Raw genomic sequence first — 21,959 nt, forward strand, 5'->3', positions numbered from 1 at the left:
GCGCCCGGATGCAAGCAAGAATGCAGTAAAGAGCATGCGTTGGGGGCTCAGACCCCGTAATCAAACATGCTAAGCTCGCCGCCTCGTTTGTGGCCAATAATTACCCACCGTGTCCCAGCAAATTCTTCTACCCGCGACTCCTGACTGGCGCCAGCAACATCAACTGGCGGAATTACCCGACCCTGTCGTGCTCGATTGGCTGTTCAATCAGGACTCGCTGACCCGTCGATTGACCCGTCTTTCTGCTGATGGCTTCAGCGTCACGCCGCTGTTCGAAGGCTGGCAAGCCTTGCGCGCGGACGAGTGCCTGGCGTTGGATCTAGCCGAGCACAGCCTTGGCTGGGTCCGTGAAGTGTATCTGCGCGGCAACGGTGAGAAATGGGTGTTCGCCCGCAGTGTCGCCGCGCAAAGCGCCTTGCAGGAAGGCGGTTTGAACATGGATGAGTTGGGCACCCGCTCTCTGGGCGAACTGCTGTTTTGCGACGAAGCCTTTGAACGCGGCGCCCTTGAGGTCTGTCACTACCCTGGCGCCTGGCTGCCCAGTGCGGATACCACCGAAGGTCTGTGGGGTCGGCGTTCGTGCTTCAGTCGCGGCACGTTGAGTCTGCTGGTCGCCGAAGTCTTTTTGCCGACGATGTGGCACGCGGTCGAGATCGCCGGGCCCGCTGTGATGGAGCATCACTGATGTACCTGACTTTGCTTAAATCGCTGAACCGCCTGAACCCGCGGATCTGGGACTTCATCCAGTTGATGCGCATCGACCGCCCGATTGGTATCTACCTGCTGTTGTGGCCAACCCTTTGGGCGCTGTGGATTGCTGCCAAAGGTGTACCGTCGGTCGGCAATCTGCTGATTTTTGTTATCGGCGTGTTCCTGATGCGCGCCGCCGGTTGCGTGATCAACGATTACGCCGACCGCAAGGTCGATGGGCACGTCAAACGCACCGAGCAACGCCCGCTGGTCAGCGGCAAAGTCAGCGCCCGCGAAGCGCTGGTGCTGTTTGCGGTGCTGGTGGCACTGAGCTTCGGACTGGTCCTGCTGACCAACTCGCTGACTGTCTGGCTGTCCTTCGGCGGCGTGGCGCTGGCTGCCAGCTACCCGTTCATGAAGCGCTACACCTACTACCCGCAGGTGGTCCTTGGCGCTGCGTTCTCGTGGGGCATGCCGATGGCCTTCACCGCACAAACCGGCGACCTGCCTGCCGCCGCGTGGTTGCTGTATATCGCGAACCTGCTGTGGACCGTGGGCTACGACACCTACTACGCGATCACCGACCGTGAAGACGACCTGAAAATCGGGGTCAAATCCACCGCCGTACTCTTCGGTGATGCGGATCGAGTGATCATCCTGTCGCTGCAAGGCCTGGCGCTGCTGTGCCTGTTGCTGGCCGGGGCGCGTTTCGAAATGGGGGTCTATTTCTATTTCGGAATTCTGGCAGCTGCCGCCTGTTTTGCCTGGGAGTTCTGGTACACACGCAATCGCGATCCGCAGCGTTGCTTCAAGGCATTTCTGCACAATCACTGGGCGGGATTGGCGATCTTTGTCGGTATCGTCGTCGATTACGCAATGCGCTAACCGTCGGCTTTCAGGCCGACGGCAACGCAAATCGTCGACGCTTAGTGCTTAGGACCGGCGATATGCCAGACATCACCCTTGCCGTCGCCCAACATGTCTCCGGGTTTTTTGTCCATTTTGAAGGTATAGAGCGGCATGTTGTCGTACGCCCATTGCATGGTGCCGTCGCCACGTTTGACCATCGTCCATTTGCCCTCGGCCTTGGCGTCTGCCGGCGCCATCATCGGCGGCCAGTTTTCAGCACACTTGTCGGCACACATGGATGTGGCAGCGCCTTTGTCCTTATCGAAGGTGTAAAGCGTCATGCCCTTGTGATCGACCATCATGCCGTCTTTCATCATGGCCGGGTCCGCAGCGAACGCCATTCCAGAAGAAGCCAGCGCGGCAGCGGCCAATAAGCCAAGCAAAGAACTCGAAATTTTCAGCATCAGATACGTCCTCTTTTTTTTAAGTCGGAACCCTTAGCTTAGCCCCGTAATAGACAGCCATACTAGTCTGGCCCCAAGGTGTCACACGACTGCAATATTTCCGTTATCTAATGCGGCGCAAGACAGTTAAATGACAAGAGGATTAAGCATGGTTGGCAGGAGCATTCTGATCGTTGACGACGAAGCGCCTATTCGCGAAATGATCGCCGTTGCGTTGGAAATGGCCGGCTACGATTGCATGGAAGCGGAAAACTCCCAGCAGGCCCATACCATTATCGTTGACCGCAAACCGGATCTGATCCTGCTCGACTGGATGCTGCCGGGTACGTCGGGCATCGAATTGGCTCGCCGCCTGAAACGAGATGAGCTGACCGGTGATATCCCGATCATCATGCTCACGGCCAAAGGCGAAGAGGACAACAAGATTCAGGGCCTGGAAGTCGGCGCGGATGATTACATCACCAAGCCCTTCTCCCCCGCGAACTGGTCGCCCGCCTCAAGGCCGTGCTGCGTCGCGCAGGCCCAAGCGATGGCGAATCACCGATTGAAGTCGGCGGCCTGCTGCTCGACCCGATCAGCCACCGCGTGACCATCGATGGCAAACCGGCCGAGATGGGGCCGACCGAATACCGCCTTCTGCAATTCTTCATGACTCACCAGGAACGCGCCTACACGCGCGGCCAACTGCTGGATCAGGTCTGGGGTGGCAACGTCTATGTCGAAGAACGCACCGTGGATGTTCACATTCGTCGCCTGCGCAAAGCCCTCGGCGACGCTTACGAAAATCTGGTACAAACCGTCCGCGGAACCGGCTACCGCTTTTCGACAAAGAGCTGAGAGTGTCTTTCTAGAGCGCTCCTGCTGCTGGCACACCACTCGACAAGGATGCGTTTGAATTGAACCAAAACTGGCATGGCACGTTGATTCGTCACGTGCTGCTGTTGATCACCGCCTGCCTGGTGATCGGCCTGATCAGTGGCTATTACGGCTGGAGTCTGGCGGCGGGCCTGGGAATTTACCTGGCCTGGACGCTCAAGCAATTGCTGCGTATGCACGAGTGGCTGCGCCAGCACAAACCCGACGAACCACCGCCTGACGGTTACGGTTTGTGGGGCGAAGTATTTGACAGCATTTACCACCTGCAACGCCGTGATCAGCGCGTGCGTGGCCGATTGCAGGCCGTGATCGACCGCGTGCAGGAATCCACCGCGGCATTGCGTGACGCAGTGATCATGCTCGACAGCGACGGTAATCTGGAATGGTGGAACCGCGCCGCAGAAACCCTGCTCGGGCTGAAGACGCCGCAAGACAGCGGCCAGCCTGTGACCAACCTGGTGCGTCACCCGCGCTTCAAGGAATACTTCGAGCTCGAAAATTACATTGAGCCACTTGAAATTCCTTCACCGATCAACGATCGCATACGGGTGCAATTACTCCTCACCCGCTATGGCAACAACGAACACCTGATGTTGGTCCGCGATGTGACCCGCATTCATCAGTTGGAGCAGATGCGCAAAGACTTCATCGCCAACGTATCCCATGAACTGCGCACGCCGTTGACGGTGATTTGCGGCTATCTGGAAACCTTGCTCGACAACGTCGAAGGCGTGAATCCACGCTGGGTGCGCGCCTTGCAGCAGATGCAGCAGCAAGGTGGACGCATGCAGACCCTGCTCAATGACTTGCTGTTGCTGGCCAAGCTGGAAGCCACCGACTACCCCTCGGATAACCAGCCGGTGGCGGTCTCGAGTCTGCTGCAGAGCATCAAGAACGATGCGCAGGAACTGTCCGGACAACGTAACCAGGAAATCACCCTGGAGGTCGAGGGCAGCGCCTCGCTCAAAGGCAGCGAACCCGAGCTGCGCAGTGCCTTTTCCAACCTGGTGTTCAACGCGGTGAAGTACACCCAAGCCGACGGTAAAATCCAGGTTCGCTGGTGGAGCGATGAACGGGGCGCGCACCTGAGCGTGACCGATTCGGGTCCCGGCATCGAAAGCAAACACATCCCGCGTTTGACCGAACGTTTCTATCGTGTGGACTCCAGCCGAGCCTCCAATACAGGCGGCACGGGGCTGGGCCTGGCGATCGTCAAACATGTTTTGTTACGCCATCGCGGAACACTGGATATCAACAGCGTGGTAGGTAAAGGCAGCACCTTCACTTGCCACTTTGCGCCCTCGCAAGTGATCAATCCTTGACCAAGCCACTAGGCAAGCTGGCCGGTAGCCGCTACATTGCCGGTCTTATGCCCGCCACTTTGGCGATGGCAGCACTCCCCCTTAGATGACACGGAATCTTTAAAACTCCACCATGGACCCTTCTCCCGGTTTCACCCTTACATCGCTCTTCGCCGATTTCGGCATGATTCTTTTTGCAATGATCCTGGTGCTGCTCAACGGTTTTTTCGTTGCCGCTGAATTCGCCATGGTCAAACTGCGCGCGACCCGGGTCGAGGCGATCGCCAAGACCAATGGCTGGCGCGGGCATATCCTGCGCACCGTTCACAGCCAGCTGGACGCTTACCTCTCTGCTTGCCAACTCGGCATCACCCTCGCATCCCTGGGCCTCGGCTGGGTCGGTGAGCCGGCGTTCGCACACCTGTTGGAGCCGCTGCTTGATGCGGTGGGCGTGCAGTCGCCGGAAGTGATTCGCGGCGTGTCGTTCTTCACCGCGTTCTTCATGATTTCCTATCTGCACATCGTGGTCGGTGAGTTGGCGCCAAAATCCTGGGCGATCCGCAAACCCGAACTGCTGTCGTTGTGGACCGCCGTGCCGCTGTACCTGTTCTACTGGGCCATGTACCCGGCGATCTACCTGCTCAACGCCAGCGCCAACGGCATCCTGCGCATTGCCGGTCAGGGCGAGCCCGGCCCGCATCACGAGCACCATTACAGCCGTGAAGAACTGAAGCTGATCCTGCACTCAAGCCGCGGCCAGGACCCCAGCGACCAGGGCATGCGTGTGCTGGCATCTGCTGTGGAAATGGGCGAACTGGAGGTCGTCGACTGGGCCAACTCCCGCGAAGACCTGGTGACCCTGGACTGCAACGCGCCGCTCAAGGAAATCCTTGCGCTGTTCCGTCGCCATAAGTTCAGTCGTTACCCGGTGTACGACGCCGAGCGCAACGTGTTCGTCGGCCTGCTACACATCAAGGACCTGCTGCTGGAACTGGCAGCGCTGGATCACCTTCCCGAGTCGTTCAACCTCGACGAACTGACCCGACCGCTGGAGCGTGTCTCCAAGCACATGCCGTTGTCGCGCCTGCTGGAGCAATTCCGCCAGGGTGGCGCGCACTTCGCCGTGGTTGAAGAAGCCGACGGCAAAGTCATCGGCTACCTGACCATGGAAGACGTGCTGGAAGTGCTGGTCGGCGACATCCAGGATGAACACCGCAAGGCCGAACGCGGCATCCTCGCCTATCAGCCAGGCAAACTGCTGGTACGAGGCGATACGCCGCTGTTCAAGGTCGAACGCCTGCTTGGGGTGGATCTGGACCATATCGAGGCAGAAACCCTCGCAGGCTTGATCTACGAAACCCTGAAGCGGGTTCCCGAAGAAGAGGAAGTGCTGGAGGTCGAAGGCCTGCGCATCATCATCAAGAAGATGAAAGGCCCGAAAATCGTCTTGGCCAAAGTGCTGAAGATCGACTGAACCCTGGACGTTGCGGTTTGAAACGCCACCCCTGTATTGGGGTTGTCAGTTCCCACCCACCGCGAAGTTAGGCAGCATGTCGACATGCTCGGCAAACTGATACGGAATCGACTCCAGCCCCAGCCCGGCATTGCGCTGCACCACAAAATGCAGATGCGGGCCGGTGCTGTTGCCGGTATTGCCAGAGCGCGCCAGATCAGTACCCACTACCACGCGCTGACCTTCCTTGACGCACACCGAACCCTGCTTCAGGTGCAGGTAGACGCCCATGGTCCCGTCATCGTGCAGGATTCGCACAAAGTTGCCTGAAGGGTCCACTCCGCGACCCGACTGACCATTCTCGGTCTTGATCACAGTCCCGGAACGAGCCGCGATAATCGGTGTGCCTTCGGGCATCGCAATATCGATCGCATATCGACTGCGCACACCAAAGTGACTGAATTTGCCATTGGGACCTTGGCTGATACGGAACGGGCCACCTCTCCACGGCAACGGGTAGCGGTAGCCAAGCGCCTGAACCTCAGGGTCACCCAGCGAGAACCGCAGCTTGGGTGTGTAAACCAAACCTTGCCCGACGTCTTTTGGACTGAGCACGATAAAACGCAGATAGCTGCGCGACTGCACCACCCGACGGATCGGCTTGTCGTTCACGCCCAGCACGTTCTTCATTGCGCTGAGCTGTAACTCGACCTCGACCGGCGCATACGTGTCATTGCGCACGTACAGACTGTGTACACCATTTTTCTTCGTGACCTCCAGATGCACCTGGCGATCGAAATTCTCGACAATCCGCTCCCGCGGCTTCATGACCACAGCGCCGGGCGTCGGTTTGTCGGTAAACGACACCACGCCATTGGCGTCGGTAAATCGATAGATGGTCAACGCCGCCGCCGATTGTGCAGTCAGCAGCAGAGCACACAGGAGGATTAGACGATTGAGCATCGTGATTAATCTGGATGGTGGAAGGCAGGGCAAGCGTAGCAGCGATCCACCGCCATTTGGGTATGGCTGAATCAATCAGTCGCAAAGAAATATGCGAGTCGGTAGCGTCAGAAATTTCGCGTCAACCACACGACTCTTTAGGCGCCAACTTGTTCGCGAAGCGGTTTGCCAGACACACCGCGTCAGGCCCCTCGCCAACAAGTTGGCTCCTACAGGGCATCGACAGGCCTGGCAAACCGCGCCCGGCTATCTAACGATCAACCGCCCGGAACGAAGTGCTTCTGCGCCGTGCCACGAGCAATCAGGCGGGAGACGTAATCGAGTTTCTGCGCATCCTGGTCGACGAAGCGGAAGGTCAGTTGCAGCCAGTCGCTGTCAGGTTTGGGCTCGTAAGCGACAACGGCGTGCAGGTAGCCGTTGAGGCGGGCGATTTCGGCGTTCTCGCCCTGCTCAAGGTCGAGTACAGCGCTGTCGAGTACCTGAGGCAGGACTTCACCGCGACGCACCACCAGCAGCGCCTCCTTGAGGCTCAGGGCCTTGATCACGCACTGCTGGTTGCCGCTTGGTAAACGCAGCTGACCTTGACCGCGACCACTGGCCGCTACCGAAGGCGCAGCAGCAGGTGCCGTCGGGGCAGCTGGGGCAGAGCCGGCAGGCCCACTGGCGCGAGCGATCTGATCAAGCAGGCCGACGCTGGCAGGACGCACAGCCGGTTTGATCACCTCTGCCTTACCACCGGTCAAGGCGCTGAGCGAGTCGTTGGCAAATGCCGAGTTCATTTTGGTCGGTGCGCCGGCCATCAGCGCGTCGAGCTTGCCGACTTTGGCCAGGGCTTTCTTGACCTTGGTCAGCAGTTGCTCGTTGGTGAATGGCTTGCCGATAAAATCGGTTACCCCGGCCTGGATTGCCTGAACCACGTTTTCCTTGTCGCCACGGCTGGTGACCATGATGAACGGCATGGTCTTCAGGCTTTCCTGCTGACGGCACCAGGTCAGTAGCTCAAGGCCCGACATTTCCGGCATTTCCCAGTCGCACAACACCATGTCGAACGTTTCGCGCTCCAGCAGAATCTGCGCCTTGCGCCCGTTGATGGCGTCCTCGATCTGTATTCCAGGGAAGTAGTTACGCAGGCCTTTCTTCACCAAATCACGAATAAACGGGGCGTCATCCACGACCAACACACTGACTTTACTCATCGACCACTCCTTTAAAATCCCGGCAAGCATAGCGTTGGCTGATGGCCAATTGCTAAACCGATTAACGACGCCGGACTTTTCGTTCGCGGGCGGCTGGAAAATGGATACCTGAAACGAAAAAAGCCCGGCAGCGTGCCGGGCATTTTTTTACAGGCAATCTTATCTATCGTCAGACTTGCCCAGAACATTAGCGTTGTCGCTGCTAATGCCCTGCACTTCTTCCTTCATGCGCTTGAGGCCCATGTGGCGGACGTCTGTGCCGCGGACCAGATAAATCACCAGTTCCGAGATATTGCGCGCGTGGTCGCCGATGCGTTCCAGCGAGCGCAGGACCCAAATCACGTTGAGAACCCGCGAGATAGAGCGCGGATCTTCCATCATGTAGGTCACCAGCTCACGCAACGCCGTCTTGTATTCACGGTCGATGACTTTGTCGTACTGCGCCACGGACAGCGCCAGATCGGCGTCGAAGCGGGCGAATGCGTCGAGCGCATCACGAACCATGTTACGAACCTGATCGCCGATATGACGCACCTCGACGTAACCGCGCGGTGATTCGCCTTCTTCGCTCAGCTGAATGGCGCGCTTGGCGATCTTGGTCGATTCGTCACCGATGCGCTCCAGGTCGATCACCGACTTGGAGATGCTGATGATCAAACGCAGGTCCGAAGCCGCAGGCTGACGACGGGCAAGAATGCGCAGGCATTCTTCGTCGATGTTGCGTTCCATCTGGTTGATCTCGTCGTCGACGTCACGAACCTGCTGGGCCAGGCCCGAGTCCGCTTCGATCAACGCGGTCACTGCATCGTTAACCTGCTTCTCAACCAGGCCACCCATCGCCAACAGGTGGCTACGCACCTCTTCAAGCTCTGCGTTGAACTGCTGAGAGATGTGGTGCGTAAGGCTGTCTTTATCGATCATGATCGCTCCGCGGCAGCTTCAAGCTCCGAGCCTTAAGCTGCAATAGTTATGTAGAGATATCCAACATTCAACGCCGCTTCTGACTTGCGGCCTAACGCTTGAAGCTTGCCGCTGCTCCCTAGCCATAACGACCGGTGATGTAGTCTTCCGTCTGTTTCTTCGCGGGATTGGTGAACAGCGTATCGGTGTCGCCAAACTCGACCAGCTTGCCCATGTACATGAAGGCGGTGTAATCCGAAACGCGCGCCGCCTGTTGCATGTTGTGGGTCACGATGACGATGGTGTATTTCGATTTCAGTTCGTAGATCAGTTCTTCAACTTTCAGCGTCGAAATCGGATCGAGTGCTGAACAAGGCTCGTCGAGCAGCAGAACTTCAGGCTCCACGGCGATGGTGCGGGCGATCACCAGGCGTTGCTGCTGACCACCGGACAACCCGAGTGCCGACTCATGCAGACGGTCTTTGACCTCATCCCACAGCGCCGCGCCTCTGAGTGCCCACTCGACGGCTTCATCGAGTACACGTTTCTTGTTAATGCCCTGAATCCGCAAACCGTAAACCACGTTTTCATAGATGGTTTTCGGGAACGGGTTCGGCTTCTGGAACACCATGCCGACGCGACGACGCAGTTCAGCGACGTCCTCGCCTTTGCGGTAGATATTGTGGCCGTACAGGTTGATCGCGCCATCGACCCGGCAGTCGTCGACCAGATCGTTCATCCGGTTGAAGGTGCGCAGCAGGGTCGACTTGCCGCAGCCGGACGGGCCGATGAAGGCGGTCACGCGCTGCTTGGGAATGTTCATGCTGACGTCGAAAAGCGCCTGCTTGTCGCCGTAGAACAGGTTCAGGCCCGGCACTTCCAGGGCAACGGTTTCGCTCCCCAGGTCCAGGCTCTGCTTATTGCGTCCCAAGGCCGACATGTTGATGCCGTGGGTATGGGTTTCGTGCTGCATGGTGTACTCCATACGCTAACAATTCGTTTCATCGAACCGCCCTCCTCAGGTGAGTGGGCGGCGCTTTTCAATCAGCTGTCCAGCGCTTTGTATTTTTCGCGCAGGCGGTTACGAATGGCCACCGCCGACAGGTTGAGCAAGGCAATCACCAGCACCAACAGCAACGCCGTGGCGTAAACCAGTGGGCGCGCGGCTTCAACGTTCGGGCTCTGGAAGCCGACGTCATAGATATGAAAGCCCAGGTGCATGATTTTCTGGTCAAGGTGCAGGTACGGGTAGTTGCCGTCCACCGGCAGCGACGGCGCCAGTTTCACCACGCCTACCAGCATCAACGGCGCCACCTCACCGGCGGCTCGTGCCACCGCGAGGATCATGCCGGTCATCATGGCCGGGCTGGCCATCGGCAACACAATCTTCCACAGGGTTTCGGCCTTGGTTGCACCGAGCGCCAGCGAACCTTCGCGAATCGTGCGCGGGATACGCGCAAGGCCTTCTTCTGTGGCGACGATCACCACGGGCACGGCGAGCAATGCCAGGGTCAACGAAGCCCAAAGCAAGCCCGGCGTACCGAAGGTCGGTGCAGGCAGGGATTCGGGGAAGAACAGCCGATCGACCGAACCGCCCAGTACATAAACGAAGAACCCAAGACCAAAGACCCCGTAGACAATCGCCGGCACCCCGGCGAGGTTGTTCACGGCGATGCGGATCAAGCGCGTTACCGGGCCCTGACGTGCGTATTCACGCAGGTAGACCGCCGCCAGCACGCCAAATGGCGTAACGATCACCGCCATGATCAGGGTCATGATCACGGTACCGAAAATTGCCGGGAAAACCCCGCCTTCGGTGTTGGCTTCACGTGGGTCTTCGCTAAGGAATTCCCACAGCTTTTTGAAGTAGAAACCAAGCTTGGTCACGCTGCCCATCGCGTTCGGTTGATAAGCGTGAACCACTTTGCCAATGCTGATTTCGACCTCTTTACCATTGGCGTCGCGGGCCGTCAGGCTGTCGCGGTTGAAGGCTTGGTGCAGGCCTGCCAATTGGTCTTCGATACCCTTATAACGGGCATCCAGCTCGGCACGCTCGCCGTCCATGTCCGCCTGGGCGGCGGCATCGAGCTTACCGTCGAGTTCCAGCTTGCGCTTATGCAAGCGCAGACGTTCGATACCGTGGTTGATGGCGCCGATGTCTTTCTTTTCGAGGCTGCTCAACTCACCGGCGAGTTGCGAAACCCGCTTGATCCGATCCTGCAGAATTGGCCACGCCGCGTCGCCTTCTGCGATGACCTTGCCATCTTCCTTGACGTTGACCAGATAGCCGTAGAAGTTGCCCCACTCGCGGCGCTCCAGGGTCATCAGCTCAGGCGGTGTTTTCTGTTCGGTCAGCCACTCGCCGACCACCCAGGTAAAGTCGCTCGGGTTGATGTCACGGTTGCCCACTTTGAACAATTCGCGAGTCATGAACTCTGGACCCGCGTCAGGCACAGGCAGGCCGGCACCTTTGAGGCGTGCGCGTGGCACCTCCTCTTTCTCGACCAATTCACCGATCAGTACATGGCTGGGTTGGTTAGGCACGTTGTATTGCGTCAACACCACGTCCGCCGGCCAGAAATTACCCAGCCCACGCACTGCGAGCACCAGCAGCAGACCCAAGGTCATGATCACGGCAATCGATACCGCGCCCGCACTCATCCAGACGCCGGGGGCGCCGCTTTTGAACCAGCTCTTGAGGGAGTTCTGTTTCACAGACTTCTACCTTCCTTAGAGAGACGAGTATTTCTTGCGAAGACGCTGACGAATCAGCTCCGCAAGCGTGTTCATCACAAAGGTGAAGGTCAGCAACACCAACGCCGCGAGGAACAGCACTCGATAATGACTTCCGCCCACTTCAGACTCCGGCATCTCCACCGCGACGTTCGCCGCCAGGGTGCGCATGCCTTCAAACAGGTTCATGTCCATGATCGGCGTGTTGCCGGTGGCCATCAGCACGATCATGGTTTCGCCAACGGCGCGGCCCATGCCGATCATCAAGGCCGAGAAGATGCCCGGGCTGGCAGTCAGGATCACCACGCGGGTCAAGGTCTGCCACGGCGTCGCACCGAGGGCCAGCGAGCCTAGGGTCAGGCCACGCGGTACGCTGAACACCGCGTCTTCGGCGATGGAATAAATGTTCGGGATCACTGCAAAGCCCATCGCCAGGCCCACCACCAATGCATTGCGCTGGTCGTAGGTGATGCCCAGATCGTTGGAGATCCACAGACGCATGTCGCCGCCGAAGAACCAGTTTTCCATGTGCGAACTCATGCCCAGCGACGCCCAGCCAACCAGCAACACGACTGGAATCAGCAGCGCCGACTCCCAGCCATCCGGCACCCGCAGGCGGATCGATTCAGGCAAGCGGCTCCAGGTGAAGCCGGCTACCAGAATGCCGATCGGAGTCAACATCAGCAGGCTGAAGATGCCCGGCAAATGCCCTTCCAGGTACGGCGCCAGGAACAGGCCGGCGAAGAAACCGAGGATCACCGTCGGCATCGCTTCCATCAATTCGATCACCGGCTTGACCTTGCGGCGCATGCCCGGAGCCATGAAATACGCGGTGTAGACCGCAGCGGCAATCGCCAGTGGCGCGGCCAGCAGCATCGCGTAGAACGCGGCTTTCAAGGTGCCGAAGGTCAGTGGTGCAAGACTCAGCTTGGGCTCGAAGTCACTGCTGGAGGCCGTGGACTGCCAAACGTATTTCGGCTCATCGTAGTTTTCGTACCAGACCTTGCTCCACAACGCGCTCCAGGAAACTTCCGGATGCGGGTTATCGAGGGCCATCGGCAGTAGCTTGCCGCCTTGTTCGACGATGATCTGGTTCGCGCGCGGCGACAACCCCAGGACACCCGGACCGTCCGCTACCTGGTCAATCAACAAGGTACGGTGTGCCGTGCTGTGGAATACACCCAGCTTGCCCGCAGCGTCCAGTGCGACGAAACCTTTGCGTCGCTCTTCGCCGGAGAGCTGCACGATCGGCGCAGTGCCCATCTGGAAATCGCGAATATGCTGGAAACGCTGTTCGCCATCGGTATCCCGGGCCATGAACCACTGGGACAGACCGCCTTTTGACGTACCAATGATCAATGACACGCCACCCACCAACTGCGTACTGGCGGTGACTTCGGCATTGCCATCTTCAAGCAGCTTGTAGCGGCCGTTGAGGCTGCGATCACGCAGGCTGAACACATCGGCCTGGGCACGGCCGTTGATCACGTACAGCCACTGCTGACGAGGATCGATAAAGATCGCTTTGACCGTTTCCGTCATCTGCGGCAGTTCAATGCGTGCCTGCTCGCTGGTGGTTTCGCCGGTCATCATGTTCTCTTCCTGAGTCACGGAGAGAACGTGCAATTGCGCGCCCGTGGAGCTGGCCAGCACCAATGCCTTATCGCTGGCGTTAAGGCTGACGTGTTCCAGTGGTCGGCCTTGCTCATCCAGGCTCAGCGGCGCCTCACCGAAGGGGTAAGTAATCGCGGGAGCAATGGTCTTCTTACCGTCCGGGTAGGTGATCACGTAGATGTGCTTGAACACCATTGCCTGGCCGTTGGACAGCCCCAACACCATCAGCGTGCTGCCCGGCTGATCCTTGCCAATCGACGTGACGCTGGTGCCCGGCGGAATCGGCAAAGCGACGCGCTTGAGTTCAGAACCATCGTTCGTGCGGAAGAACAGCGCCTCGCCTTTATCGGACACCCGCAGGCCAACCTGATTTTGCTCTTCAATGGCAATACTCAGGGGCTTGCCCGCGTCCTGCATCCAGGTCGGGCTCAGTGCGCTGGCCGGGGTCAGTTTGGCGCCTTGGAACAACGGCGCAACCACGTAGGCGAGGTAGAAGAAAATCAAGGTAATGGCGGCCAATACGGCCAGGCCACCGACAAATACGTACCAACGGGTCATGCGGTCTTTCAGTGCGCGAATACGGCGCTTACGCAAAAGCTCGGGCGTATTGAAGTCAATTCGCTCGGGGGGAGACTTTTGAGTCGTGTTGGAGTTAGCCAGATCATTCATGCGCTCACCCTAACGGTCCTTTATGACAAAAACATTACAGCGCAGAGACGCAAAAAGTCCGCCGCCCAAACCTACTGGCAGCGGACTGCGAATTGAGTGGCGGAGTCCCGTTAAACGGGCTCCGCACTGAGGTTTGAGAAGAGCAAGACAGCGCTTGCTCTCGATTCTCAACCTTACTGGGCGGCTACACCAGCAGCGCCTTCTTGCAGACCCAGATCAGCCAGTGCCTTTGCGGCGACTTTGGCTGGAAGTGGAATATAACCGTCTTTGATGACAACTTCTTGACCCTGTTTCGACAGGACCAATTTCACGAACTCGGCTTCCAGCGGTGCCAGCGGCTTGTTCGGTGCCTTGTTCACATAGACATAGAGGAAGCGCGACAGTGGGTATTTGCCGTTCAGCGCATTTTCTTCGCTGTCTTCGATGAACTCAGTGCCGCCTTTCTTCGACAGGGCAACGGTTTTCACGCTGGAGGTTTTGTAACCGATACCCGAGTAGCCGATGCCGTTCAGCGAGCTGCTGATCGAGCTTACGACCGAAGCCGAACCAGGCTGTTCGTTAACATTAGGACGGAAGTCACCTTTGCACAGGGCTTCTTCCTTGAAGTAACCGTAAGTGCCGGACACCGAGTTACGACCGAACAGCTGGATAGGCTTGTTCGCCAAGTCGCCGGTCACACCGACATCCCCCCAGGTCTTGGCTTCGGTCTTCGCGCCGCACAAACGGGTGGCCGAGAAGATCGCGTCCACTTGCTCCATGGTCAGGTGCTGAATCGGGTTGTCTTTGTGGACGAAGATAGCCAGCGCATCAACCGCTACCGGGATGGCGGTCGGCTTATAGCCGTACTTCTGTTCGAAAGCCGCCAGTTCGGTGTCCTTCATTTTGCGGCTCATCGGGCCCAGGTTCGAGGTGCCTTCAGTCAGCGCAGGTGGCGCAGTGGCCGAGCCGGCGGCTTGAATCTGGATATTCACGCTTGGGTATTCTTTCTTATAGGCCTCGGCCCACAAGGTCATCAGGTTTGCCAGGGTGTCGGAACCCACACTGGACAGGTTGCCAGAGACACCGGAAGTCTTGGTGTAGCTTGGGATGGAAGGGTCTACTGCCGCTACTGCGCTGGCAGTCGCGATGCCTGCGGCGACAAAGGTCAGGGCCGCCATCAATCGCTTAATTGTCATACCTTGCTCCTAGCAAATTTTGTCTGTGTTGAATCGGTGGGCAACTACCTGAATGCCGCGTGAACACTCTATGAAAGGTATATGACAGAAAGATGACTGGCCACCACCGGGTTTCGGGATGGCCATGACTATAGAGGGAGGCCGCAGCGGGCCTGGCTTTGCGGGGATTTTAAGCGGTGGCCAGACGGTGTTTTGGTAACAAATAGACACCAATTAACATCCCCATCACACACAGAATCGCTACATACCACGACGGCCCCATCGGATTGGCTTTAAGCATGAAGGTCACCACCATTGGCGTCAGACCACCAAAGATCGCATACGCCAGGTTGTAGGAAAACGACAGGCCCGAGAACCGCACCACCGCCGGGAAGGCTTTGACCATGACGAACGGCACCGCGCCCACTACGCCGACAAACAAACCAGTCAGGGCATACAGCGGGAACAGCCAGTCCGGGTTGGCTTGCAGGCCGTGGTAGAAAGTCCACGAACTGATCAACAGCCCGAGGCAGCCAAGAATGAACACCCATCCGGCACCAAAACGGTCAGTCAACGAGCCGGCACCGATGCAACCCAGGCTCAGCGCGATGATCGCCAGGCTGTTGGCTTTGAGCGCCGTCGCCGGGGCGAACCCATAAACTGTCTGCAACAAGGTAGGAGTCATCAGAATGACCACCACAATGGCCGCCGACAGCATCCACGTCAGCAGCATCGACAGCACGATCGCGCCACGGTGGTCGCGCAACACTGCCTTGAGCGGCACCTCGTCAGCCAGCGCCTTGCGCGCCTGCAGCTCGGCGAATACCGGCGTTTCATGTAACCAGCGACGCAGGTAAACCGACAGCAAACCGAACACACCACCCAGCAGGAACGGAATACGCCATGCGTAATCGAGCATTTCCTGTGCGTTATAAAGGCTATTGATCAGCGTCGCGACCAACGAGCCCAGCAAAATACCCGCTGTCAGGCCGGCGGTAAGTGTGCCGCATGCGTAACCGATGCTACGAGAAGGAACGTGTTCCGACACAAATACCCACGCGCCCGGCACCTCACCACCAATCGCAGCGCCCTGGATGATCCTCATTAATAGCAACAACAGCGGCGCCAGCAGACCAATCTGCGCGTAAGTCGGCAGCAAGCCCATGATCAAGGTCGGCACCGCCATCAGGAAAATGCTCAAGGTGAACATCTTCTTGCGCCCCAGCAGGTCGCCGAAGTGCGCCATGACGATGCCGCCCAATGGGCGCGCCAGATATCCGGCAGCAAAAATGCCAAAGGTTTGCATCAAGCGCAGCCATTCCGGCATGTCTGCGGGGAAAAACAGCTTGCCGACGACTGTGGCGAAGAACACGAAAATTATGAAGTCGTAGAATTCCAGCGCGCCACCCAAAGCAGACAGTGACAAGGTCTTATAGTCATTTCGCGTCAACGGACGCGAGGGTTGCAGGGTGCTTGAGGACACTGTGGACATAACAAGGACGTCTCTTGGAATGGATAAGGATCAGCATCCCTGACCGATACTTAGCGGCGCATTCGCTTAATCGACAGTGAAAACTCCGATACAGGCATCAAAATTGCCTGCCAGACCTGGCGACACAGAACGGTTTAGGTCCGGCAAGATAGCAAACTCTCTGAAAACCACCCAGTGCGAAGCGGTGCACAGTCAAAATGAGAACCCAACGGTCGTCGCCTGACGCGTCGCCCGATATACTCGCAGGTTGCAGGAGAAATCCAGGAATATACCGGGGTTGCTGTGCGAAATCGCCGCTGAGTCTGATACAGCCGCTTTCGCAGAGTTTCCCCTTAAGGCAGCACCGAGAACGCGTGAGCATCGTTTGTTCACGAGCATCTTTTTTACTGTGGTCTTTTCACTGCGACAAAAATATTGAGAGTCATGGGTCAGAGGCACCCTAGGCATGATCGAACTTGAGCAAGAAGACCCGATTCCGCAAGGCGACCTGGCCTTGCAGATTACGGCATTACCCCGCGAAACCAACGGCTTTGGCGATATCTTTGGTGGCTGGCTGGTCTCGCAGATGGACCTGGCGGGCACCGCGATGGCGAGCAAGGTCGCAGGCGGCCGTGTCGCGACTGTGGCCATTGATCGCATGGCGTTCCTGGTTCCGGTAGCCGTCGGGGCCCAGCTGTCCTTTTATACCCAGGCACTGGAAATCGGTCGCAGCTCGATTCAAATGATGGTCGAAGTGTGGAGCGATGACCCACTGTCCAGTGAGTGGCGCAAAGTGACGGAAGCGGTATTTGTATTCGTTGCCATCGACGGCAGCGGTCGTACACGTTCGGTTCCGGCGCGACGTTAAGCCTGAGAGTACCGGTCGGTTGGGGTAAACTGGTAGGCCATCGTAAGGTCTACTTGATCACTGTCCTTGAGTGAGAATCCCCGCATGCCAACGCCCGAAGTCGAATCCGTCAAAATTGATGAGCTGAACTGCTGGCGCATCCGCCACGGTGCGGCCGAACTGGTCGTCGCCCAACAAGGCGCGCACATCATCAGCTACCAGCTCGACGGGCAGGAACCACTGATCTGGTCCAACCCGCAGGCCGTGTTCAAGCAAGGCAAAGCCATTCGTGGCGGTATGCCGATCTGCTGGCCATGGTTCGGCAATCTGGAGCGCAACCCACAAAGCGTCCAGGCCATGCGCCAGAGCGCCGAGCCGGCCAAGGCGCACGGCGAGGTGCGGGTGCTGGACTGGGAGCTGATGGGCATGGGCGAAGATGGCGATGCGCTGCTGATCGACTTCATTCAGCCGATGGCTGAAGGTCAACTGCCGGGTTGGCCGCACAACGTCGCGCTCAAGTTAAGCATTCGCCTGGATGAGGCGCTGAACGTCAGCCTGGTGTGTTTCAACGCCAGCGCCGAAACCGTGACCCTGAGCCAGGCATTGCACAGTTATTTTGCGGTCAGCGACGTACGCCAGATCAGTATCGAAGGCCTCGACGGCCTGAAATACCTCGACACCCTGCACAGCTGGGACGAGTCCCAGGTACAGTCGGGCGATCTGACGTTCGCCGGTGAAACCGACCGCATCTACCAACAGTCGCCGAACCTGCTGACCATCGTCGACCTCGAATGGAAGCGCAAGATCCAGATCCACAGCACTGGTTCGCAGTCCGCCGTGGTGTGGAACCCATGGACCGCCAAGGCAACAACCCTCAGCGACATGGCTGACGATGGCTGGCAGGGAATGGTTTGCGTCGAGACGGCCAACGTCATGAGCGACGTGGTGACGCTGGCGCCCGATGACATGCATGTCATAAGCGTCAGCATCTGGGCTGAAGCGATCTAGGAAATCTTAAAGGTCCGCTTCGACGACGACGCGGACCTTCGACGCATCCATCGCATAGGCCGCATCGGCCATGTCATTGCTGACCTTCTCGACTTTCAACGTCCCCATCACCCATAACGGCGTGTAGATGTCGTCCAGCTTCAGGCCTTTTGGATAGCGCACCAACACCAATTGGTTGGGTGGCGGTGGCGGTACGTGGATGCAGGCGCCAGGGTACGGTACGAGGAAGAACAGCGTGCTGCGGCCCTTGGCATCGGTTTCCAGCGGGACGGGGTAACCACCGATGCGAATGTTCTTACCGTCCATTTCCGGCACGGTCTTGGCCGAGTACATCACGGCCGGCAGGCCTTTGCTCTGCTTCAAGCCACCTTTGCTATCGAACGTTCCCTGAGCCTCCGGGGAGTTGTGATCAATTTCAGGCATGGCTTCGAGCGCTTTCTGGTCCGACTTGGGCATCAGTTCGAGCCAGTCGGTTTCGGGCATTTCTGCGTGCGCCAGTCCACAGACCAGCAGCAGCGTAATAAACAGGAGACGACGCATGGATAGCCCGACATAAGAGGTAATAAAAATAGTGTCGGGCATTCTAGCCCTCTCTGCTGCAAGAACAGAGAGGGATGACGATTAAGCGTCAGCTTTTTTTGACCATGCCGTAGATGATCAGCAGGATCACGGCCCCGACCAGTGCGCCCAGGAACCCCGCGCCCTGACCCGCCTGATAAATGCCCAGCGCTTGACCGCCATAGGTTGCTGCCAGCGAGCCACCAATCCCCAACAGGATGGTCATGATCCAGCCCATGCTGTCATCGCCTGGCTTGATGAAGCGCGCCAAGAGGCCAACGATCAGGCCGATAAAGATGGTTCCAATGATACCCATGCCAGTGCCCTCTGTAGAAAGTCGGATATGCCAAGCCTAGTCACAGCGTTGGCATCCTGCCATCAGAGGACGACGGACGCTATTGGTTCAATAGGGGGGATGCAAACACAAATCCCCTGTAGGAGCTGCCGCAGGCCGCGATAAGGTCCGAAGGACCTTTGCCGGTTGCAATGGATGACCGCTTCGCGGCCAATCGCAGCCTTCGGCAGCTCCTACAGGTTCAAGTCTTGATCAGCGCCTCAACCTGCTTGATCTGTTGATCCAGCGTCGCACGATCAGCGCAGCGCAAGGTGGCGTGGCCAACTTTACGCCCGACCTTGAAGGCCTTGCCGTAGTGATGCAGATGGCAGTCGTCAATGGCGATGACTTTATCCACAGCCGGTACTTTGCCGATGAAGTTGAGCATGGCGCTTTCGCCGACCTTGGCTGTGGAACCCAATGGCAAGCCCGCAACCGCCCGCAGGTGGTTTTCGAACTGGCTGCATTCGGCGCCTTCGGTGGTCCAGTGCCCGGAGTTGTGTACTCGCGGCGCAATTTCATTGGCCTTCAGGCCGCCATCGACTTCGAAGAATTCAAAGGCCAGCACGCCGACGTAATCCAGCTGCTTCAACACGCGACCGGCGTAGTCTTCAGCCAGCGCTTGCAGCGGATGCGCAGTGCTGGCGATCGACAGGCGCAGAATGCCGTTGTCGTGGGTGTTGTGTACCAGCGGGTAGAAACGCGTTTCGCCGTCACGACCGCGCACGGCGATCAGCGACACTTCGCCAGTGAACGGCACGAAACCTTCCAGCAGGCAGGCAACGCTGCCCAGCTCGGCGAAGGTTCCGACGACGTCCGCCGGAGTGCGCAAGACTTTCTGACCCTTGCCGTCGTAACCCAGCGTACGGGTCTTCAGCACGGCGGGCAGGCCAATGCTCGCCACGGCGGCATCCAGGTCCGCTTGCGACTGGATGTCAGCGAACGCCGGCGTCGGAATGCCGAGGTCCTTGAACATGCTTTTTTCGAACCAGCGATCACGGGCAATGCGCAACGCTTCGGCACTTGGGTACACCGGAACGAACTGCGACAGGAACGCTACGGTTTCCGCCGGGACGCTTTCGAACTCGAAGGTCACCAGATCGACTTCATCGGCCAGCTGACGCAGGTGATCCTGATCGCCGTAATCGGCCCGCAAATGCTCGCCCAACGCAGCAGCACAGGCGTCCGGAGCAGGGTCGAGAAAAGCGAAGTTCATCCCCAGCGGCGTACCTGCCAGAGCCAACATGCGACCCAACTGGCCGCCACCGATTACACCGATCTTCATGGAAAAACCTCAGGCGTCGCGTGGGTCTGGATTGTCCAGGACGCTGTCTGTCTGCTCAGTGCGGAATTTTTTCAGCACTGCATGGAACTGCGGGTGCTTGGCGCCAAGAATACTGGCCGACAACAGCGCGGCGTTGATCGCGCCCGCCTTGCCAATAGCCAACGTAGCCACTGGAATACCGGCTGGCATCTGCACGATCGACAGCAGCGAGTCGACACCCGACAGCATCGATGACTGCACGGGTACGCCCAGCACTGGCAGATGAGTCTTGGCCGCGCACATGCCCGGCAAGTGAGCAGCACCGCCGGCACCGGCGATGATCACTTCAATGCCACGGCCTTCGGCTTCTGCAGCGTACTGGAACAGCAAATCCGGGGTACGGTGGGCCGAAACCACTTTGACTTCGTACGGAATGCCTAGCTTTTCCAGCATATCGGCGGTGTGGCTAAGGGTGGACCAATCGGACTTGGAGCCCATGATCACGCCAACCAGTGCGCTCATCGTCGTGCCTCTTCATTTTGGCGCCAGGGGGCGCATCAAAAAACAACAAGCCACGCGGGAAGGCCAGCGTGGCTTGTTGTACGAATTATGACCGGTCGAGCCGGCCAAAGGCCGCGCAGTATACCGCAATGTACGGGGATAACAGCCCCCCTAGGTGACCAACTGTCAGCATGGGCTTTTCGGCGGCTGTGTGGCAGAAACTGACTGCCGTTAAGGAACGACCCGTACTGAGTCCTACGCCTCAGGTCCTTGAGTTACTACTGATTGCGGCGCCAGTACGAACTAACAATACGATTACATTTAGTGTTAGCTGTTTTTCATGTTGAACGCATTGAGCGATTAACACACTACGAACTTGTAAACATTATAAGTACACGTTCAGCCCACCCACCAACCCTCCAAATAGATCCCTTAGTGACTGACCCCATGCTGACAATTTTTAGAAAATCTACCCTGACACTTCTCATGTTTCTCTCGCTGTTCACCGCGTCGATTTCAGCAGCGGAACAACCCAGTAAACAACCCTTGTTTTTTTACGTATTTATCCATGACGACATACCTTCCCACAAGCGCGAATCCCTTCGAAAAGACTATTTTGCGTGGCTGCTCAAAGACCTTGAAGGTTTCACCGGACGCAGAATTTATCTGGAGTTCATTGAACACAGGGCACCCCTTACCGGCTTTCGCTATCAAGGTGAAGACCTGAACTCCACGCTTAATGATTGGACCCAACAGGTAAACGATTACCGTATCAGCAAAAACCTTCCGAATAACATCAGGGGTAAATACTTACTGCTTACCTACAACAACATAAATGAATATACACTCGGCGTTACACGCCTCAAACACCATGCAGGTATTGCTTCGCTAGGAACTTACCCCGCCGCCGCACATGAAATAGGCCATATGCTGGGTGGAACACATGAAGCGGCTGAAATACTTTATAAAGGCGGCTGGTGGTGCGAAACAAACTTAACCGCTACTCGCTTTAGCCTAAGAGCTAACTGCTATCACTACAGTGACAAAAACAAGCAGGCGATTGCTGCGTATCTAAGCGAATCGCCCTGAAGCCTTGTGGCTTGAACGGGCCTGA

Annotated in this window: 20 protein-coding genes and 1 pseudogene; 8 read left to right on the top strand and 13 right to left on the bottom strand. The window is 57.9% G+C overall.

All coding sequences use genetic code 11. The features are described from left to right. Positions 1-121 precede the first annotated feature (121 nt). Both ACF0H7_RS31230 and ubiA read left to right on the top strand, forming a co-directional pair. Positions 122-685, top strand: coding sequence for a chorismate--pyruvate lyase family protein (locus tag ACF0H7_RS31230; protein WP_397454087.1), 564 nt, complete (start codon positions 122-124; stop codon positions 683-685). Beyond that, on the top strand, positions 685-1,575 hold the full coding sequence (gene ubiA, locus ACF0H7_RS31235) for a 4-hydroxybenzoate octaprenyltransferase (RefSeq protein ID WP_397450628.1): 891 nt from the start codon (positions 685-687) through the stop codon (positions 1,573-1,575). The genes ACF0H7_RS31230 and ubiA overlap by 1 nt, the downstream gene beginning before the upstream one ends. 41 nt (positions 1,576-1,616) lie before the next feature. Here the strand turns inward: ubiA and ACF0H7_RS31240 are convergent, their stop codons facing one another. Continuing rightward, a complete protein-coding gene (locus ACF0H7_RS31240) occupies positions 1,617-2,003 on the bottom strand; it encodes a hypothetical protein (protein ID WP_397450629.1) in 387 nt (128 codons plus the stop codon). Positions 2,004-2,151: 148 nt separating this feature from the next. Between ACF0H7_RS31240 and phoB the strand changes: the two are divergent. The 3 genes and pseudogenes from phoB (at position 2,152) to ACF0H7_RS31255 (ending at position 5,654) form a co-directional block, all read left to right on the top strand. Then, a pseudogene (gene phoB, locus ACF0H7_RS31245) lies at positions 2,152-2,840 on the top strand (phosphate regulon transcriptional regulator PhoB). 59 nt (positions 2,841-2,899) lie between these two features. Next, positions 2,900-4,201 (top strand): phosphate regulon sensor histidine kinase PhoR, encoded by a 1,302-nt coding sequence (phoR, locus tag ACF0H7_RS31250; RefSeq protein ID WP_397450630.1) that lies wholly within the window; start codon positions 2,900-2,902, stop codon positions 4,199-4,201. 112 nt (positions 4,202-4,313) lie between these two features. Continuing rightward, positions 4,314-5,654, top strand: a complete 1,341-nt coding sequence (locus ACF0H7_RS31255) for a hemolysin family protein (RefSeq protein ID WP_397450631.1) — start codon at positions 4,314-4,316, stop codon at positions 5,652-5,654. 45 nt (positions 5,655-5,699) lie between these two features. Here ACF0H7_RS31255 and ACF0H7_RS31260 read toward each other — a convergent pair whose 3' ends face one another. From ACF0H7_RS31260 to ACF0H7_RS31295, 8 genes are all read right to left on the bottom strand, one after another. Further along, complete coding sequence (locus ACF0H7_RS31260) at positions 5,700-6,596, bottom strand: peptidoglycan DD-metalloendopeptidase family protein (RefSeq protein ID WP_397450632.1); 897 nt, start codon at positions 6,594-6,596, stop codon at positions 5,700-5,702. A 257-nt stretch (positions 6,597-6,853) separates the two neighbouring features. Then, positions 6,854-7,792, bottom strand: a complete 939-nt coding sequence (locus ACF0H7_RS31265; RefSeq protein ID WP_397450633.1) for a response regulator — start codon at positions 7,790-7,792, stop codon at positions 6,854-6,856. Positions 7,793-7,951: 159 nt separating this feature from the next. Beyond that, positions 7,952-8,713 (bottom strand): phosphate signaling complex protein PhoU, encoded by a 762-nt coding sequence (gene phoU, locus ACF0H7_RS31270; protein ID WP_397450634.1) that lies wholly within the window; start codon positions 8,711-8,713, stop codon positions 7,952-7,954. 118 nt (positions 8,714-8,831) lie between these two features. After that, positions 8,832-9,665: a phosphate ABC transporter ATP-binding protein PstB gene (gene pstB, locus ACF0H7_RS31275; RefSeq protein ID WP_397450635.1), complete on the bottom strand. Its 834-nt coding sequence runs from the start codon at positions 9,663-9,665 to the stop codon at positions 8,832-8,834. Between the two features lie 71 nt (positions 9,666-9,736). Continuing rightward, on the bottom strand, positions 9,737-11,353 hold the full coding sequence (pstA, locus tag ACF0H7_RS31280) for a phosphate ABC transporter permease PstA (RefSeq protein ID WP_397454088.1): 1,617 nt from the start codon (positions 11,351-11,353) through the stop codon (positions 9,737-9,739). A 69-nt stretch (positions 11,354-11,422) separates the two neighbouring features. Further along, complete coding sequence (locus ACF0H7_RS31285; RefSeq protein WP_397454089.1) at positions 11,423-13,456, bottom strand: ABC transporter permease subunit; 2,034 nt, start codon at positions 13,454-13,456, stop codon at positions 11,423-11,425. Between the two features lie 425 nt (positions 13,457-13,881). Next, positions 13,882-14,883, bottom strand: a complete 1,002-nt coding sequence (locus tag ACF0H7_RS31290; RefSeq protein ID WP_397450636.1) for a phosphate ABC transporter substrate-binding protein PstS family protein — start codon at positions 14,881-14,883, stop codon at positions 13,882-13,884. A 169-nt stretch (positions 14,884-15,052) separates the two neighbouring features. Beyond that, positions 15,053-16,354 (bottom strand): MFS transporter, encoded by a 1,302-nt coding sequence (locus tag ACF0H7_RS31295; RefSeq protein WP_397450637.1) that lies wholly within the window; start codon positions 16,352-16,354, stop codon positions 15,053-15,055. Positions 16,355-16,799: 445 nt separating this feature from the next. Here ACF0H7_RS31295 and ACF0H7_RS31300 point away from each other — a divergent pair, with 445 nt between their 5' ends. Together ACF0H7_RS31300 and ACF0H7_RS31305 are read left to right on the top strand one after the other, a co-directional pair. Next, complete coding sequence (locus tag ACF0H7_RS31300) at positions 16,800-17,201, top strand: acyl-CoA thioesterase (protein ID WP_020291610.1); 402 nt, start codon at positions 16,800-16,802, stop codon at positions 17,199-17,201. An 84-nt stretch (positions 17,202-17,285) separates the two neighbouring features. Next, on the top strand, positions 17,286-18,188 hold the full coding sequence (locus ACF0H7_RS31305; RefSeq protein ID WP_397450638.1) for a D-hexose-6-phosphate mutarotase: 903 nt from the start codon (positions 17,286-17,288) through the stop codon (positions 18,186-18,188). Between the two features lie 6 nt (positions 18,189-18,194). Here the strand turns inward: ACF0H7_RS31305 and ACF0H7_RS31310 are convergent, their stop codons facing one another. From ACF0H7_RS31310 to purE, 4 genes are all read right to left on the bottom strand, one after another. Continuing rightward, on the bottom strand, positions 18,195-18,728 hold the full coding sequence (locus ACF0H7_RS31310; RefSeq protein WP_397454091.1) for a DUF3299 domain-containing protein: 534 nt from the start codon (positions 18,726-18,728) through the stop codon (positions 18,195-18,197). Between the two features lie 88 nt (positions 18,729-18,816). Continuing rightward, a complete protein-coding gene (locus tag ACF0H7_RS31315; RefSeq protein WP_397450639.1) occupies positions 18,817-19,062 on the bottom strand; it encodes a GlsB/YeaQ/YmgE family stress response membrane protein in 246 nt (81 codons plus the stop codon). 220 nt (positions 19,063-19,282) lie between these two features. Continuing rightward, positions 19,283-20,365 carry a 5-(carboxyamino)imidazole ribonucleotide synthase gene (locus ACF0H7_RS31320; protein WP_397450640.1) on the bottom strand — a complete coding sequence of 361 codons (1,083 nt, stop codon included), beginning with the start codon at positions 20,363-20,365 and terminating at the stop codon, positions 19,283-19,285. A gap of 9 nt (positions 20,366-20,374) precedes the next feature. Beyond that, positions 20,375-20,866 (bottom strand): 5-(carboxyamino)imidazole ribonucleotide mutase, encoded by a 492-nt coding sequence (gene purE / locus ACF0H7_RS31325; RefSeq protein ID WP_397450641.1) that lies wholly within the window; start codon positions 20,864-20,866, stop codon positions 20,375-20,377. 414 nt (positions 20,867-21,280) lie between these two features. On the opposite strand from purE, the gene ACF0H7_RS31330 reads away from it, so the two are divergent. Beyond that, entirely contained in the window at positions 21,281-21,934 is a 654-nt protein-coding gene (locus ACF0H7_RS31330; protein WP_397450642.1) for a hypothetical protein, read from the top strand. Positions 21,935-21,959 lie beyond the last annotated feature (25 nt).

This window comes from Pseudomonas sp. NA-150, from assembly GCF_044336365.1.
In the GTDB taxonomy this organism is placed as follows: domain Bacteria; phylum Pseudomonadota; class Gammaproteobacteria; order Pseudomonadales; family Pseudomonadaceae; genus Aquipseudomonas.